This window comes from Candidatus Pantoea soli, assembly GCF_007833795.1.
Lineage (GTDB): Bacteria > Pseudomonadota > Gammaproteobacteria > Enterobacterales > Enterobacteriaceae > Pantoea > Pantoea soli.
Window position 1 is genome coordinate 598,923 of record NZ_CP032702.1, and the last position, 16,997, is coordinate 615,919.

The 16,997-nt window shown below is 49.5% G+C and carries 10 protein-coding genes; all 10 read left to right on the forward strand.

Annotated elements, in window-relative coordinates; translation table 11 throughout:
- Nucleotides 1-29 precede the first annotated feature (29 nt).
- Nucleotides 30-1,970, forward strand: coding sequence for a type VI secretion system Vgr family protein (locus D8B20_RS02730; RefSeq protein WP_145890352.1), 1,941 nt, complete (start codon nucleotides 30-32; stop codon nucleotides 1,968-1,970).
- Between the two features lie 9 nt (nucleotides 1,971-1,979).
- Complete coding sequence (locus D8B20_RS02735) at nucleotides 1,980-2,774, forward strand: DcrB-related protein (RefSeq protein WP_145886904.1); 795 nt, start codon at nucleotides 1,980-1,982, stop codon at nucleotides 2,772-2,774.
- 3 nt (nucleotides 2,775-2,777) lie between these two features.
- Nucleotides 2,778-4,091: a PAAR domain-containing protein gene (locus D8B20_RS02740; RefSeq protein ID WP_145886906.1), complete on the forward strand. Its 1,314-nt coding sequence runs from the start codon at nucleotides 2,778-2,780 to the stop codon at nucleotides 4,089-4,091.
- A complete protein-coding gene (gene tri1 / locus D8B20_RS02745) occupies nucleotides 4,091-5,176 on the forward strand; it encodes an ADP-ribosylarginine hydrolase Tri1 (protein WP_145886908.1) in 1,086 nt (361 codons plus the stop codon). The genes D8B20_RS02740 and tri1 overlap by 1 nt, the downstream gene beginning before the upstream one ends.
- Before the next feature lie 319 nt (nucleotides 5,177-5,495).
- Nucleotides 5,496-5,696, forward strand: coding sequence for an immunity protein Tsi6 family protein (locus D8B20_RS21765; RefSeq protein WP_261388051.1), 201 nt, complete (start codon nucleotides 5,496-5,498; stop codon nucleotides 5,694-5,696).
- Between the two features lie 1,647 nt (nucleotides 5,697-7,343).
- On the forward strand, nucleotides 7,344-9,491 hold the full coding sequence (locus D8B20_RS02755) for a type VI secretion system Vgr family protein (RefSeq protein WP_145886910.1): 2,148 nt from the start codon (nucleotides 7,344-7,346) through the stop codon (nucleotides 9,489-9,491).
- Between the two features lie 2 nt (nucleotides 9,492-9,493).
- Nucleotides 9,494-10,648 carry a DUF2169 family type VI secretion system accessory protein gene (locus tag D8B20_RS02760; RefSeq protein WP_145886913.1) on the forward strand — a complete coding sequence of 385 codons (1,155 nt, stop codon included), beginning with the start codon at nucleotides 9,494-9,496 and terminating at the stop codon, nucleotides 10,646-10,648.
- Nucleotides 10,641-11,903 carry a Tle-like phospholipase domain-containing protein gene (locus D8B20_RS02765; protein ID WP_145886915.1) on the forward strand — a complete coding sequence of 421 codons (1,263 nt, stop codon included), beginning with the start codon at nucleotides 10,641-10,643 and terminating at the stop codon, nucleotides 11,901-11,903. Before D8B20_RS02760 ends, D8B20_RS02765 begins: the two co-directional genes overlap by 8 nt.
- Nucleotides 11,900-12,628: an ankyrin repeat domain-containing protein gene (locus tag D8B20_RS02770; protein WP_261388052.1), complete on the forward strand. Its 729-nt coding sequence runs from the start codon at nucleotides 11,900-11,902 to the stop codon at nucleotides 12,626-12,628. Before D8B20_RS02765 ends, D8B20_RS02770 begins: the two co-directional genes overlap by 4 nt.
- A gap of 330 nt (nucleotides 12,629-12,958) precedes the next feature.
- Nucleotides 12,959-16,996 (forward strand): RHS repeat-associated core domain-containing protein, encoded by a 4,038-nt coding sequence (locus D8B20_RS02775; protein WP_145886917.1) that lies wholly within the window; start codon nucleotides 12,959-12,961, stop codon nucleotides 16,994-16,996.
- Nucleotide 16,997: the final 1 nt, after the last annotated feature.

Genomic DNA, 16,997 nt, shown 5'->3' on the forward strand with positions numbered 1-16,997 from the left:
TGTCAGTTGTGCTCGTACGGAAAATCACTATGTTCTCACGCATTACCGCACAGCTGCCGGCGGACGGCCTGCTGTTCCACACGCTGAAGGGCACCGAGGCGCTGTCGCACCCGTTTGAGCTGGAGGCCGGGCTGCTCTCCACCGACGCGCGCATCGACCGCCACGCCCTGCTGGGCCAGCCGGTGACGTTCACGCTGCCGACCGACGGCCTGATGAGCGCGCTGAGCCCGCGCTACCTCAACGGCAAAATCACCCGGGTGGCGGTGCGCAGCGAGGAGCTGAACGGCACGCGCTACGCGTGCTATGAGCTGACGGTGGAGCCGGACCTGTGGCCGATGAAGCGGGACCGCAACCTGCGCATCTTCCAGAGCCAGACGGTGCCGCAGATAGTGCAGACGCTGCTGAAGGAGTACGGGGTGAACGTGGAGTCGCGGCTGGCGGGCAGCTATCGGGTGTGGGAGTACTGCGTGCAGTATCAGGAGAGCAGCCTGGACTTTATCAGCCGGCTGATGGAGCTGGAGGGGATGTACTACTTCTTCCGGCACGAGGCGGAGCGTCACGTGATGGTGCTGTGCGACGGGCCGGACCAGCACCAGGCGTTTCCGGGGTATGAGACGATACCGTACCACGTGACGGCGTCGGGCGGCGTGGTGGCGGAGGAGGGCATCAGCCAGTGGTCGCTGGCGGAGAGCGTGACGCCGGGCATCTACAGCACCGACGACTACGACTTCCGCAAGCCGAACGCGTGGATGCTGCAGGCGCGGCAGAACCCGGCGTCGCCGGTGCCGGGCGCGGTGGACGTGTACGACTGGCCGGGCCATTTTGTCGAGCACAGCCACGGCGAGTCCTACGCGCGCATCCGTCAGGAGGTGTGGCAGGCGGAGCACCACCGCGTCAGCGGGTCGGGCACGGCAACGGGCATCGCGCCGGGCTTCACCTTCTCCATCCTCAACGCGCCGCACTTCAGCGACAACGGCGAATATCTGGTGACCTCGGCCACCTATGATTTTGCCGAAAACAGCTACGCCAGCGGCGACGGCGGGGAGAGCCGGCACAACATTGACTTCACGGTGCTGCCGTCGTCGGTGACCTGGCGCACGCCGCCGGAGACGCCGTGGCCGAAGACGCACGGGCCGCAGACGGCGAAGGTGGTGGGGCCGAAGGGGGAGTCCATCTGGACCGACCGCTACGGGCGGGTGAAGGTGAAGTTTCACTGGGACCGTCTGGCCAAGGGTGACGACACCAGCTCCTGCTGGGTGCGCGTGTCGAGCGCCTGGGCGGGCCAGGGGTTCGGCGGGGTGCAGATCCCGCGGGTGAACGACGAGGTGGTGGTGGACTTCATCAACGGCGACCCGGACCGTCCGCTGATCATCGGTCGCGTGTACAACGAGGCGAGCATGCCGCCGTGGGCGCTGCCGGCGGCGGCGACGCAGATGGGGTTTTTGAGCCGGTCGAAGGACGGCACGGCGGAGACGGCGAACGCGCTGCGGTTTGAGGACAAGGCGGGCGAGGAGCAGGTGTGGCTGCAGGCACAGCGTAACCTGGATACACACGTCAAGAATGATGAAAGTCATAACGTCGTGAATAACCAGATTATCACCGTAGGTGCTAACCATGACACGCGTGTACAAGGCGATCATAGCATCGGCACCCAGGGGGATAGCAAAACACTGACGAAGGGCAATCGTACAGAAAGGGCTCTGGCCTCTTATATTATTGCTGCTGGCGACAGCGTACGAATTGAATGCGGTCTTAGCGCAATTGAATTAACTAAAGAGGGTGAGATTAATTTCATTGGTAAAAATTTCAATCTCACTGTAGATGGCAAAGGCCAAATTAACACTAAAAGCGGAAAGTTACACTTAAATCCAACGGATGGTTCTGCAGCTATCGTGGCACCCGGCAGCGGACATAAAGACGTCATTAAGAACGAAATTGATCAATATTTTTCTTCAGCTGAGGGTGATTAAGGGATAAGTATGGCAATTTATACTCTACAGGAAGCATCCCTGGAATTACCAGATGTATTTAAAGATAGAACCATGAACCTGTTTACGTTGAGTGAAAATAACGCCAGCGAATTTACATTTGTAGTATCTCGGGCATCCGCCTTGCATGATGATACTGTGCAGAAAGTTGCTGCCCGGGTAATTCAGGAGATGAGCACTACCGTTCAGGCATTCAATAGCGTTACATCACAACTTATCGTGGTTGATGGTTTACCAGCAGTTGAAGCTTTTTATCATTTTGAGAATGGTGGTGTACAGATATGGCAAAAGCAAACCATTCTCCTGCTTGATGATGAGCCTGGCGGGAAGAAAATTGTCTGTTATATAGGGACTTGCCCTGGACATTTCAGTGAATATTATCAAAAGCAGTATCGGACAATTATAGATAGCATTAAGTTTAATTCACGGAATAGTGAGGTTAGGTCCGCTCCGGTTGCCTCTGACTCTTCCGATATATATTTCTCTCTCGACAATGATACGAAAATACTCACCGCACATGAGGGCGTCAATGCACTTTATCAACACGTTGATTTAAAGAGGGCATTGAATGGTAGTTATTTATTCTATGATAAAGCAGGAAATCCTCTCCATATCGCCGCGTTAAATAATGAAGAACCTCTCCGTTATGCGCTCTGGACTTCCGTGGGCAAAAATCTCTCATCTTTAACTCAAATGATCGGGATCGCCAAAGCGATTGAGGGACCAGAAGAATTGAGTGGTGAGAAGCAAATTCTTGCTTTTCTTCAGAGGCACAGGGATGAATAAATTATGGCGGAATTCAATGCGGCCAGAGAGCTGGACGACATAGCGCATACAGCTTCTGAAGGATGGATGATAGCCGGTCTTATCGGCGGAGCGATACTTGGAGCTGCGGCAGTGGTTGTTACTGGCGGTGCGGCGTTGATCGCGGTATCCGCTGCGGCGGCGGGAGCTTGTGCAGCAGGTGGGATAGGCGAAGTACTGGGTAGCATGTCCTGGGCGCCACGACACAACACCGGTAAGCTCATGTCTGGCTCTCCTGACGTTTTTATCAACAGCAGAGCAGCGATACGTGCCCATTTATCCAAAGGGACCTGTGATGAACACAGTGGTTCGCTGCAATTGGTCGCAGAAGGTTCAGACAAGGTCTTTATCAATAATTACCCAGCCGCACGCATCGGTGACCGTCTAACCTGTAGCGCCGGGATAGCCAGCGGATCTGCCAACGTTTTTATCGGCGGAGGGAAGTACCAGACCGATGACATTAATCCGGAAATTCCTGGCTGGGTTAACTGGATCATGATGGGAGTTGGAACGGCTGCCGTTGCAGTTTTAGCTTCGCCAGCCATAGCATTACTTGGATTAGCGGGCGGGATCGGCGGTGGCTATGGCGGCAGCTGCATTGGCGGCAGGCTCTTCGGTGAAGGATCGGATGGGCAAAAATGGTCTATGCTGGCAGGAAGCTTCATTGGCGGCGCTGCTGGCGGCAAAGGCGGGATGAAGTTTGATGGCTGGCGGGCTGTGAATTCAAAAATTACCGTTGAGAATTTTACAGAGCCTGGAATGACCTTAGCAGAAGCTGTAGGTAAAGATACTGCTGATGCTTGGATTGCTCAAGGTAAAGCAAACGCTCTCAAAAATGCCCCTAAATTGTTGAAAAAATTATCAGATGACCAAATTGGTGCTCTCTATGGTTATACTACCAATGAAGGCTATTCGGTAATAAACCCAGCTTTACGTGGCGTAACTGAATTAACTCCAAACTTAGAGGCATTTGCTAACCATGCCACCGCAGGCCTTCTAAAACTTCCAACATATGCTGGAGAAACCTCCAGAGGTATAGCTGAATTGCCTGCATCTGTGTTAAATCAAAACCAAATTGGGAATGTTGTCTCTGACCCGGCTTTCATGAGTACATCTGCTAAAGAGCCGTTTGCTGGGAATATCAACATCAACATCAAAGGAACCTCTGGAAAAGACATAAACTTTCTTTCACAATATCCTAATGAAGCTGAGGTTTTATATCCACCTGGCACTAAGTTTAAAGTCGTAAATCGTATAGATGTAGATGGGCAGGTTTTCTTGAATTATGAGGAGTTATAATGATTGATCTCAGGTTGTCAGATTTTGAACTTAAGATTTATGCCAGAAAATATGCTTATTTGGTTCCAGAAGCTTCACGACAAATGAAAAATAGAATGTCTTATGAGCCGCAGCCCATGCCAGATGAGGTACAGAGTAAACCTGAGTGGATGCAGACATTAAAACAGAAAAACTCTGATCATGATTCATTGGATAAAGCAAAAGGGTTGCTTTTAGGACTTGCTGTAGGCGACGCGGTAGGAACAACTCTCGAATTTCAGCCTCGAGACAAATATAAAATTGATGACATGCTTGGGGGAGGACCTTTCAATCTTAGTGCTGGAGAATGGACTGACGATACTTCAATGGCACTATGCCTGGCTGAAACATACATCAATAGAGGGTTTTGTGATACCGACTTCTTCAGAGAAAAGCTGATTGATTGGTATAAAAATGGTCACAATAGTTCAAATGGAACGTGTTTTGATATAGGAAATGCAACTCGCTTTGCATTGGAACAGGTAATATCTCATGGTCCAGATTGGGTTGGTAACACATCTCCAGATTCAGCGGGTAACGCAGCTCTGATACGTCATGCTCCAGTAGCTATTTTTAGAAGGAAATCATTTATTGATGGATGGAGAGATGCGAGTATTCAAAGCATGGCGACACACTCAGCTCCTGAATCTATTAATGGATGTCAGTTTTTAAATGTTGTTCTGCATTATCTGCTCAATGGATATAGTAAGGAAGAGGCTTTTTCACCGCACAAAATGTCAGCATTAGTCCGCATATTAATAATCAACGCTGGCGAGTACAAATCGAAATCTCGCGATCAGATTAGGTCAACAGGCTATGTTATTGACACTTTAGAAGCGGCCCTGTGGGCTGTATGGAATACTGATAACTTTAAGGATGCCATTTTGCTGGCTGCAAATCTTGCTGACGACGCAGACAGCGTAGCAGCTACTGCAGGCCAGCTCGCTGGTGCATTATATGGTTTCTCAGGCATTCCGGAAGAATGGCGCGATAAAATAGTTTATAAAGATAAAATTATCGATTTTGCAGAAAAACTTTTCGCACTGTCACCAGACGAAACGGATTAATCTAAAATGGAATTTAGCAATAGGCCTAAATTTTCGGGAGTGTGTCACTGCCTTCACTTGGTATATGGTTAGTTAAGAACAAACCATACCAAACAGAAGGTGGAACAATACAGTTGCTCTCGAATGAAAAGGCGCGTTAAGGTGAAAATGTAAAAAAATGAATATACCGCTCTGGATTATATTAATGATGCTATCGAGGCAACTAATAAAAGAGCTGCGGAAAAACCAGGCTTCATACTGTTTCAAATTGCTTTGGAATAACTTATTTATATTAAAAAACTTTAACTGGCCAAGAGAGAGATAAAAGCCCATACACAGTATGACTTTAAGTGGTCTGGCGTCAAAAGAATTTGATACAACAGATCCAGAACTTGCGAAGCATCTTTCAAATGCAAATTATATTGCCTCACAAATTGGTGCAGGGCTTAAAGTTATTCTTCCTCATCAGGTCGATCCCGAATATGAGAAAAGGAAAAAAGATACCTTAAAGGTTAGAGGGGAGTATACTATAATTAAATAAATATTAGTGTGTTGGGTGGAGTGACCATTTATTTTGAATCAGGAGACGCACAATTGCGGTTTAATTCAGAGTGTCCCTTTGCTAAAGCTAAGAGCAATCTCCAGTTCAATTAATTATCCAATAATGTGATTTGGTCCTAATGCTTAGACGTTTAGCCTCGTTAGTCATTGCTTGAGATGCTTTAAGCGGTGGGAACAGTCGTGGCTATGCTAATAACCATTGAATCGCCATGGATAATCAAGATGCTTTCGAGTCATTGGTAATATCGTTTTTAATATTCTGTCAGTAGTATCTTCCCGCTCAAATCATGTTGACGCTTACTGTTATAAAAAAATCGACATGATCAAAAATATCGCTACGTGCTTCTTCCAGCGTTACGTAAATATTTTCTTTATCAGTCGTAAAGTGGTGACTTGGTCAGGAGTGATTTTTAAACCTGAGGGTAAAATAGTTAAAAATTCCTGATGGCAACGAGTGCTGTGCCTGGGGCACTGACCCTATATGGCTTCCGAGTGGAAAACTACTAAATGGTGATTGGGAGGCAGTAGTGTCTACTAAAGGTACGAAAAAAGGCATTCATTACGAACTTTATGATTTTAATACTGAAGATATTTATGATAAAGGATGTTTTGATTTATGAGCAAAAAGGTGACTATGCAATTATCGAAGCTAATGATGGCTTTATATTGAAAGTATTGACCTCTGATTTTATGAAAATTTTCATCTTGATGTAAGTAAGGGTTTTTTGATGGGTATCGATAGTTTAATTAAGAATAAAAAGTTCAAAGAAATAAGTTCCCTGTCTGATGATATAAGAAAAAACCACAACTCTTACATAGATAGAGAGGTTGAGCGGGTTAATGTTATAGGCAAAAAATTAATTGTGTGATTTAGCATTGTGAAAATGATAGTAGCAGTAAACTCATGGGATTATACCCTATATAAATGTGATGATTCTTATTATGTTATGAAGGTAATTTTCAGTGAGGGGGATTATAAAATTGATGTTGAGAGGTATTTTGTTGTAACTGATCTCATTAACTCTAATGAAACTGAAAGTCTCAAGAAAATTTCGAGTGAAATAAGAATGAATTACGCTATTTTTAAAGATAAGGAGATAAGCAAAAAAGACTTCAATTTAATCTAGTTGACGAGGTTTTATTTCGTGTTGTTAAGGTTGATAATGTTTAATGTTATTTATTAAGGCAGGTGATCAGTCATGGCTTAGGCTGTTAATTTTCTCAAAGGTCATTCTCTTGGATCTATAGTTATTTATTACGGTATCTGGCTGGCGAGTTAACTTAACAAGTGAGACACCTATGAATATCGGTACAGGCTATGCTTTTCCCCTTGCGCTGGGTTTCTCTAAAGAAGAGATCGAACAGCGCTTCTGAATATGTCTTTATTCTTCGGTCAGAGAAGAAATGCTGCACTACTGAGTGATGCTGCCAAAAAGCCTCAAGCCAGCGGAACATTGCCTGGTCGCGGTTAATGCCCGGATCATCATACAGATCCCGAATATGAAAGAAGAAAAGCACCTCAAGACCGCACGTCAATTTTTTGTGTAACGCTCATAGGTTGCATTTCACAGCCTGGCTTTTAACTCCACCATGACCCAATCACTTAAATAAGTTACGGAATCTGCTTATGTTCTCACGCATTACCGCACAGCTGCCGGCGGACGGCCTGCTGTTCCGCCGCCTCACGGGCCGCGAGGCGCTGTCGCAGCCGTTTGAGCTGGAGGCCGGGCTGCTCTCCACCGACGCGCGCATCGACCGCCACGCCCTGCTGGGCCAGCCGGTGACGTTCACGCTGCCGACCGACGGCCTGATGAGCGCGCTGAGCCCGCGCTACCTCAACGGCAAAATCACCCGGGTGGCGGTGCGCAGCGAGGAGCTGAACGGCACGCGCTACGCGTGCTATGAGCTGACGGTGGAGCCGGACCTGTGGCCGATGAAGCGGGACCGCAACCTGCGCATCTTCCAGAGCCAGACGGTGCCGCAGATAGTGCAGACGCTGCTGAAGGAGTACGGGGTGAACGTGGAGTCGCGGCTGGCGGGCAGCTATCGGGTGTGGGAGTACTGCGTGCAGTATCAGGAGAGCAGCCTGGACTTTATCAGCCGGCTGATGGAGCTGGAGGGGATGTACTACTTCTTCCGGCACGAGGCGGAGCGTCACGTGATGGTGCTGTGCGACGGGCCGGACCAGCACCAGGCGTTTCCGGGGTATGAGACGATACCGTACCACGTGACGGCGTCGGGCGGCGTGGTGGCGGAGGAGGGCATCAGCCAGTGGTCGCTGGCGGAGAGCGTGACGCCGGGCATCTACAGCACCGACGACTACGACTTCCGCAAGCCGAACGCGTGGATGCTGCAGGCGCGGCAGAACCCGGCGTCGCCGGTGCCGGGCGCGGTGGACGTGTACGACTGGCCGGGCCATTTTGTCGAGCACAGCCACGGCGAGTCCTACGCGCGCATCCGTCAGGAGGTGTGGCAGGCGGAGCACCACCGCGTCAGCGGGTCGGGCACGGCAACGGGCATCGCGCCGGGCTTCACCTTCTCCATCCTCAACGCGCCGCACTTCAGCGACAACGGCGAATATCTGGTGACCTCGGCCACCTATGATTTTGCCGAAAACAGCTACGCCAGCGGCGACGGCGGGGAGAGCCGGCACAACATTGACTTCACGGTGCTGCCGTCGTCGGTGACCTGGCGCACGCCGCCGGAGACGCCGTGGCCGAAGACGCACGGGCCGCAGACGGCGAAGGTGGTGGGGCCGAAGGGGGAGTCCATCTGGACCGACCGCTACGGGCGGGTGAAGGTGAAGTTTCACTGGGACCGTCTGGCCAAGGGTGACGACACCAGCTCCTGCTGGGTGCGCGTGTCGAGCGCCTGGGCGGGCCAGGGGTTCGGCGGGGTGCAGATCCCGCGGGTGAACGACGAGGTGGTGGTGGACTTCATCAACGGCGACCCGGACCGTCCGCTGATCATCGGTCGCGTGTACAACGAGGCGAGCATGCCGCCGTGGGCGCTGCCGGCGGCGGCGACGCAGATGGGGTTTTTGAGCCGTTCGAAGGACGGCACGGCGGAGACGGCGAACGCGCTGCGGTTTGAGGACAAGGCGGGCGAGGAGCAGGTGTGGCTGCATGCTGAAAAGAATATGGACACTGAGGTGGAAAATGATGAAACCCACAGTGTTGGCAGCAACCGAACCAAGACCATCGGCGGCAACGAAACGACCGAGGTGAAGAAAAACCGCACTGAAACGGTCGATCAGAATGAAACCATTACTGTTCATCAGAACCGTACTGAGACGGTGGATGGAAATGAAACCATCACCGTACACAGTAATCGTACTGAAACGGTCGATCAGAACGAAAATGTGCGAATCGGACAAAACCAGTCCGTTACGGTTAATGGCAATCAGACGCTTAAGGTCGATCAGGCCAAAGCTGAAACAATCGCACTGGCTTCCATGCTTAATGTCGGACTGGCTCAGAATACCAATATTGGGGCTGCTTATGTACTCAACGTAGGGGCTGGCTGGATGACTAACGTGGGTGCGATGCAAATGCATAACGTTGGTATGAAATATTCACTCAATACCGGGCGGGATATAAGCCTTTCAGCAGGAACCTCTGCGGAGTTTAGTGCGGAAGACAAGATCACCCTGGTTTGTGGCGAATCGATGATCGTGCTCGAACAGAACGGCACCATTACCATCAGCGCAAACAAAATTAAGCTGGTCGGTGAGAAGGTGATTGATATCGACGGAACACAGATAGACATCAACTGATTATGGAAAATTTTGTCAATTTAACTGCCTTTCCGGCATTACTCTTTGATTCCTTAGATCAACACGACCATGGCTTTTCAACAGTCGTTGCCCGTCTTAGCTATGATCTGGATATTAAAAGTGGTGAACTGGTTTTCTGTGAGGATCAGGGTGAGCTGGTTGAGCAGGACAGCTATTTCGCTGAGCAGGGCCGGAGTAGTGTCCGATTTGAAAGCGACCTGGTTCCCTATAAACCACGTATGGATGTGGCCATTAATGCGACGGCCTGGGCACCTGAAGATAAGCCGGTAAAAAGTTTTACCGCTGGCGTTCAGGTGGGGGATTTTACCCGTCTCATTAAAATTAATGGACCGCGTGAATGGCGAAAGATGATTGCGACCTGGCAGCTTAGTGAATCTCAACCGATAACATCGCTGGATCTTTGCTACGAATACGCCGCGGGGGGATTCTACTCTTCAGAAGGTGAAAAAATTATTGCCTCTCCGGCAAACAGTGTTGGGATGGGATGGTATCCTCCCGAAGTACTGAAAAACCTGAAAGTCCAGCGCCTGACAGCCCCACAGATCGAGTGGCCAACACAGCCAATACAAAAAATTGATCAACAGTCATCACCTGCGGGTTTTGGCTTTTTTGGCCGGGGCTGGCAAGGAAGGATTGAACTGGCAGGACGCTACGATGAAAAATGGCGAAAAGACCGTCATCCTTTGCTGCCACAGGATTTTAACTTTGCTTACTGGAATGGCGCGCATCCCTTAATGCAATTTCCCTTGCCGGAACCACTCAAAAGTGTACCTGTAACGCTGCGTTATTTTATTTCATCCCGTGAGATTGAGAATCAGCAAATTCATTTGCAGGTTCCCGTGGAGTCACTTTTTGTATTTATTACCACGGAGAAAGGGGCTGGAGTGGCAAAAGATATGGTCCTTGATACGCTTGTTATCGACCTGAATGAGCGAAAAGTACATTGTAGCTATCGTACTGTAATTTCAGAACTTATGGAGCCGGTCATGACCGAACTGCGTTTCATCAAAGCGGAACAACGCCAGCAACAGCTGGACCTTGCTGCACGCCTTAATAGTCATTCTGCTGAACCACAGTTTGTGCCGTTACCACCAAGTCTGTTGGCGAAATTACAGCAGGTGAAAACGAATGGCTGAAAATTACGCTGCCCGTAAAGATGGTGCATACAAAGTAGTTGGCATGGCACCTGACCTTTGTTTTACGCCGGGATCGCAATCTCCGGTTCCCTATCCCGTACAGACTACGCTTGACTCATCTGCATCTACAATTAATTCTGTCAAATTCAATGGCCACCCTGCCTTTATATTCAATCAAAGTTTTGTGCCCAAAACGATAGGAGATGCAGCAGGAACGAACAAGGGTGTTACCAGCGGAACGGTAGAGGGGAATTGCTGGCCGATTGAACACAGTCCTGATACCAATATAGGCGGTTCCAGAATCATCAGAGTTCAGGATATGTTTTTCATGAATGGCAGTTTCTTGCCTGGCATGCTCGGTATGACCAAAAGTCAACGATGGAAATATCGTAAACATTTAATTGAATTAGGAAAGAGCAGTGGCGACAAGGATGTACAGGCTGCAGCAAATCGACTTGAACTGGATAACACTGCCGTTGAAAAAGCCCGTTTAGCCTCAGTAATCTATGATGGAGGGGAACCATCGGAACCAACCCCCGGTATGCCTGAAGGATGGACTGACATAAGTAATGATGCAGAGGCATTGAAGAAGATAAATCTGAAACCTGAAAATCTTATTGCTGACGGAGCTCCTGGGTTCAGAGCCAGAGTTTATGCGCCGGATCCGGCTGTATTTGGTGATGATATGAAAACATCTGTTGTTTTTCGCGGCACAAGAAAAACGGAGATTGAAGACTGGACGGCAAATTTCAATCAGGGAGTTGACAAAGAAACGGGATATTATAAACAAGCAGTTATAATAGGCAAGAATTTACCTACAGTTGATAATGTTGATGTGGTCGGTCACTCCCTCGGTGGTGGATTAGCGTCTTCTGCAGCAGAAGCGGGCAATGTTAAAGGGTGGACATTTAATGCTGCGGGGTTAAACCAGAATACCTTATCACGATATTCCGGTTCATCGAATTCTGGAGGTGCAAAGAATATCGATGCATTCCGAGTGAAAGGAGAAATATTGACTGATGTTCAGGAGATTAATCCTGGAAGGTTGCTGGAGTTTGGACTGAAGTATGGGCCTGGGCTGGCTATGTTAAAGGCATATATTGCAGGAAAAGCACCTGACTCTGTAGGTATAAGACATGATTTATCCGGCGGTGAGGGCAATCCTGTCACGTTGCACGGCATGGAGCAGGTGATACATTGTCTGGAATTAGAAAAGGACCAGGATATAGCAACTATTACCGGAGAAAAATTTTGAATATTCTAAAAAAGATGATCTATTTACCTTTTTTATTATCATTTTTAACTTTACAGGCTTGTAATGATATGAAGAAAATCCATCCGGAAGAATACTTCTCAGGAAGTCAGTTACAACTGGCGCAGGCAATTGAAGATGGTGATGTTAATGAGGTAGAGAAATTATCAACACAGACTGATCTTAATAAGCCTGGCGAGAAGGGTTTGACGATTTTGTATTATGCCCTCAGTGAAGCTCAAAAAAAGGACATTAACAGACTCAATGTAATGAGTGCTTTAGTGAAGCATGGCGCCGATCCTCTTCAATACGTTGCCGATATGGGATCTGTGGCAACTAATACAGCGGGATATGCAGACCCAGTTTTTATCAAGGCATTGATTAAAGGAGGAATGGATAAAAATGCGAGATTTAAAAGCACGCCGATAATATTTTATGCAACCAATGAGCGGGCTTTTCCAATTTTAAAATATCTTGTAGAAATTGGTACTGACGTCAATGCCAGAGATGGTCTTGGACAAACAGCAATTTTTGAAGGTATATATGGTGAGCAATATGATCAGGTTGAATACCTTCTTAATCATGGTGCCGATGCAAATGTGACTAATGTTAACAAATTGACATTTAATCAATTATTGGATAGATCCATCAACAATACTAATAAAGAAAACGTGAAAGCTATTGATAAGCTGAAAGAGATAAAAGCGCTGGCACAAGGAAGCCGATAGGATTCAGACCAGGCTGAGTGGTATGGATTAGTTGTACGCAAATCCTCAAACGATTTGCGTGCCAGCCTGTCCTGTACCGCTATGTTCAGACCATAAAAACAGAGTTCTTGTCATTATTCGGGATAAGTTCCTTGATTCTGCATCGGGTAGCCTTTGTGGCAAACTCTGGTTACTGCACTCTATTTCTCATCCCATCCCCAAAATGAGCAAATGCAGGCCGGGCTGATTTTTTCTGTTATCGCGCCGCCTGATGTTATTTCTTATTCCCGGGTAAATTCGTTTTATCAATAACTTTATTCTTTATCCTGTAAATGTTCGCACGGAGCTCCAATGGCAACCGGAAATACGATTGGTAAATTACAATATGCGCCTGCGCCACAAGGCCATGTGGCGGCGGGCAGTGCCAACCCGCCGAAAAAGAAAAGCTGGTGGAGCAGTTATGGCGACTGGGTGCATACCGGCCTGGATGTTTTAGGTGCCGTACCGGTTGTTGGCGCCGTTGCCGACGGCGCTAACGCGGCAATTTACACCGCAGAAGGCGATTATGGTAACGCAGCACTTTCAGCTGCTTCGGCGGCAGCTAACTTTGTACCCGGCGGGGGCGCTGCGTTTAAAGCGGGGAAACTGGCCGCAAAGGCAGGTAAAGCAGTCGAAGCCGCGAAAGCGGGCAAGGGTATTGCAAAAGAAGGTGCTGAACTGGCAGAAAAAGCAGCAGCCAGAGCTGAAACGACCGCCGCTAAAGCCGAAGCTAAAGCCGCTAAAAAAGAGGCTGATGAAGTTATCAGCGCCAAGAAAGCGGGCAGTGAAAAAGGGGGCAGCGATAAAGGCCATGCTCAGAAAAAGACTGAACCGTGTAAAATTCCGGCAAGTCCTCTGCCGCAGGTGGATATGGCGGTTGGTAGTCCGGTTAACCCTGTGCTGGGTATCAAGCTGCTGTTCGGCCCTGAAGACAATGATTTCTCTTTCCCGGCCTCGGTCCCCCTTAACTGGCAACGCTACTATTTTTCTGACGAAACGGGTAATGGCTGGCTGGGGCAGGGCTGGTCTCTGCCCATCTCACAGGAAGTACGCAGGAAAAATCATCTGCTGATACTGATCGATGAGCAGGGGCGCGAAATAGAGTTTCCTTATCCTGAGGCAGGACGCAGGCCACAACTTCATCGCCATGAGCAGCTCTCTCTCTCACAACCGCAGGCAGAGGAATTCTGCATTTCAGACGCGGATGAAAGCCAGCACTGGCACTTTACGCATAAAGCTGAATCTGACCGCTGGCTGTTATCAGCCATCAGCGACCGTCACGGCAACCGCCTGACACTGCGTTACGATACCCGGAATCTGCCTGTACAGATTGAGGATAGCGCTGGCCGTCGATTTAATATCACCTTTTCAACATTTTCATCGGATACGGGTATCCCCTTAATCCGTATCACCAGCGTCAGCGTCTGTTATCCGTCTGACCCTCTGAATGCTGAAATTCTGTGCCGCTACGATTATTCGACGCAGGGTGATCTTATTGCTGTGCGTAACGAGCTCAACGAGGTGTTGCGTGAATTCCGCTACCGTAACCATATTATGGTGGCGCATCGGCGCGCGGGCGAGATGGAGTGTTTTTATCATTACGACACCTATGCTCCTGAAGGAAAGGTTTTGGCACATCGTGACAACCTCGGCGGGGAATGGCGTTTTGAGTATGGCCATCAGTCCACAACGGTCACGGATGCCCTGGGACGCGTAACGCGTTACGACTTTGACGATAACCAGGAACTGATCGGCTATCAGGATGCGATGGAAGGCTATATTCGTATCAGACGGAATGTTCGCGGTCAGATGACAGAACTCACCGATCAGTGCGGCCGGGTAACGCGTTACCGCTATGATGAACGTGGCAACTGTACAGCCATCATTGAGCCAGACGGTCAGACTACACGTTTTGACTATCACGAACGCTGGAATATGCCGGTTCGTATAACCAACATGCTGGGTGGCACCCGGGAATTTAGTTACGACACAGCAGGAAACTTAATCCGCTTCTCGGATGAGATAGGTCGCATTACAGAATATAACCATGACGATCGCGGCAATCTGGTCAGGGTGCGTGATGCTGCAGCGGGCGTACAAACGTTATGCTGGAACCAGGCCAACTTCCTTATCAGTCATACCGACTGCTCCGGCCGAACCACCACCTTCGATTATGATAAATATGGCTGGATGAAGCAGCAGACTGATGCAGCAGGCAGCCTGACGCAGTTTGGTAACCGATGGAATGGCCTGCCTCAGCGGATAGTGTATGCCGATGGTGGATCAGAGAGTTTTGAGTTTGATCGCTGGAAACGGCTGGTTGCCTGGCAGGATCCTCAGGGGCAGATTACACGCTGGACACTGGCAGCGGATGGCGTGCCGTTATCGCGAACTGATGCACTCGGCCACAGCATTGGCTACGAATACGATCTGGCCCGTCGCCTGAACGCACTGACTAATGAGAACGGTGCGCGATATACATTTTGCTACGATGCCCGGGATAACCTGATAGAAGAGCGCGGGTTTGATGGGTGTAAAACGCGTTATGAATATGATGACAGTGGCTGGTTGCTGGCTCGCTTTGAAGAAGGCGATGGCAGCGGGCCGGTAATCCAGTCACGCTATCAGCGTGACGCGGCCGGGCGATTACTGGAAAAAATGGTGTCGCGCGGAGGCGATGCAGTATGGCAACGTACCCGCTATCGTTATGATGCGCTGGGACGCCTGACTGCAGGGGTAAATCACGGCGGTCGCTCTGAGCTGGAATGGGACGATGCAGGTCAGTTACTTGCTGAGCGGACGCTGGTTCGTGGGCACCGTTACGAACTGCACCACAGCTATGATGAGCTGGGTAACCGGACGCATACCACCTTGCCGGGTGGCCGGGAACTGAAGCAGTTTTATTACGGCAGCGGGCATCGGGTCCAGGTTAACTTTGGTAACCGGGTCATCAGCGAAAGCGAACGTGACGTCCTGCATCGGGAAGTGCGACGCACCCAGGGCGCAATCACCAGTGAATATCTGCACGACGAGATGGGACGGCTGATAAGCCAGCGTGCGGGCCGTGGCGCTCAGTCAGCGGTGGCACGCGAGTATGTCTGGCGGCGCGATGGACAGCTGACGCAGATGACAGATAAATACACGGGCGATTATCGTTACGAATATGACGCGCTGGGACGTATGACGCGGGCGCGTGATGAGTATTTTGCCTTTGACCCGGCACACAATCTGCTGAGCGAGGCCCAGGCGCAGCCCCTGCAGGATAACCGACTCAGGGTTTATGAAGATAAACGCTGGACCTATGACTGTTTCGGCAATGTGACGCGTAAGCAGAGTGGCCGACATACAGATCAGCAGTTTATCTGGAACGCTGAACATCAGCTGACCGAATCGGTGAGCACCCGAAACGGCTTCGAGCAGCGGACCACCTACGGCTATGATGCATTTGGCCGCCGAAGCTGGAAACGTGATGCTTTTGGTATCACGCGCTTTATCTGGGAGGGCAATCGCCTGCTGAGTGAGGTGAGAGGGTCCCGACAGCACCTCTGGATTTACGAAGATAACAGCTTTGCTCCCATGGCGCAGATCAGTCTGCAGGAGGGCGAGACGGAGCATGAAGCTCAGGTTCACTGGTATCATAATGACGTGTCTGGTCTGCCACGGGAGCTGACCGGAACTGATGGCAGTGTGGTCTGGCGTACCGTCTATCGTGCCTGGGGTAATACACTGCGCACAGAGCAGGTCGCAGTAGAGAATGCAGAGCCGATTTATCAGCCACTGCGCTATCAGGGTCAGTATTTCGATGCGGAAACAGGTTTGCACTATAACCGTTTTCGCTATTATGATCCGGATGCGGGCAGGTTTGTGAGCCAGGACCCGATAGGACTTGCTGGTGGTGTTAACCTTTATCAGTATGCGCCGAATCCGCTGAGTTGGGTGGATCCGCTGGGGTTGAATCGGGCGAAATGTAAACCCGAAGCTGTTGAGTTAGATCCCAAAACGATTCGTTTTAGTCAAAGTTCTGTAAATGGTGCTGCTGATTTAACTCATAGTATGAGAAAGAATGGGTGGGCTGGAGACCCGATTGATGTTGTTAGAATGAGCGATGGAAAATTAACAACTATTGATAATACCAGAGTACTGGCAGCATCCAGAGCAGGGATAAATGTCAAAGCAAGAATTCATGATGGTTCATCATCTTTGCCAAATGAATTTATTGAACGTTTTACTACTAAAAAAGGAACGCCTTCTTCCTGGGAAGATGCAATACAATTACGAATTGGTAAACAAGCTTCTAAATATAAAAATGGTTATCCTAACGGGTCAAATATAATAGGGTCATTGGACTAAT

What these genes read in the sequence shown, in the direction of transcription:
- D8B20_RS02755 (WP_145886910.1), top strand. Translation starts at nt 7,344, where the DNA reads ATGTTCTCACGCATTACCGCACAGCTGCCGGCGGACGGCCTGCTGTTC.
- D8B20_RS02730 (WP_145890352.1), top strand. Translation starts at nt 30, where the DNA reads ATGTTCTCACGCATTACCGCACAGCTGCCGGCGGACGGCCTGCTGTTC.
- tri1 (WP_145886908.1), top strand. Translation starts at nt 4,091, where the DNA reads ATGATTGATCTCAGGTTGTCAGATTTTGAACTTAAGATTTATGCCAGA.
- D8B20_RS02760 (WP_145886913.1), top strand. Translation starts at nt 9,494, where the DNA reads ATGGAAAATTTTGTCAATTTAACTGCCTTTCCGGCATTACTCTTTGAT.
- D8B20_RS21765 (WP_261388051.1), top strand. Translation starts at nt 5,496, where the DNA reads ATGACTTTAAGTGGTCTGGCGTCAAAAGAATTTGATACAACAGATCCA.
- D8B20_RS02735 (WP_145886904.1), top strand. Translation starts at nt 1,980, where the DNA reads ATGGCAATTTATACTCTACAGGAAGCATCCCTGGAATTACCAGATGTA.
- D8B20_RS02740 (WP_145886906.1), top strand. Translation starts at nt 2,778, where the DNA reads ATGGCGGAATTCAATGCGGCCAGAGAGCTGGACGACATAGCGCATACA.
- D8B20_RS02775 (WP_145886917.1), top strand. Translation starts at nt 12,959, where the DNA reads ATGGCAACCGGAAATACGATTGGTAAATTACAATATGCGCCTGCGCCA.
- D8B20_RS02765 (WP_145886915.1), top strand. Translation starts at nt 10,641, where the DNA reads ATGGCTGAAAATTACGCTGCCCGTAAAGATGGTGCATACAAAGTAGTT.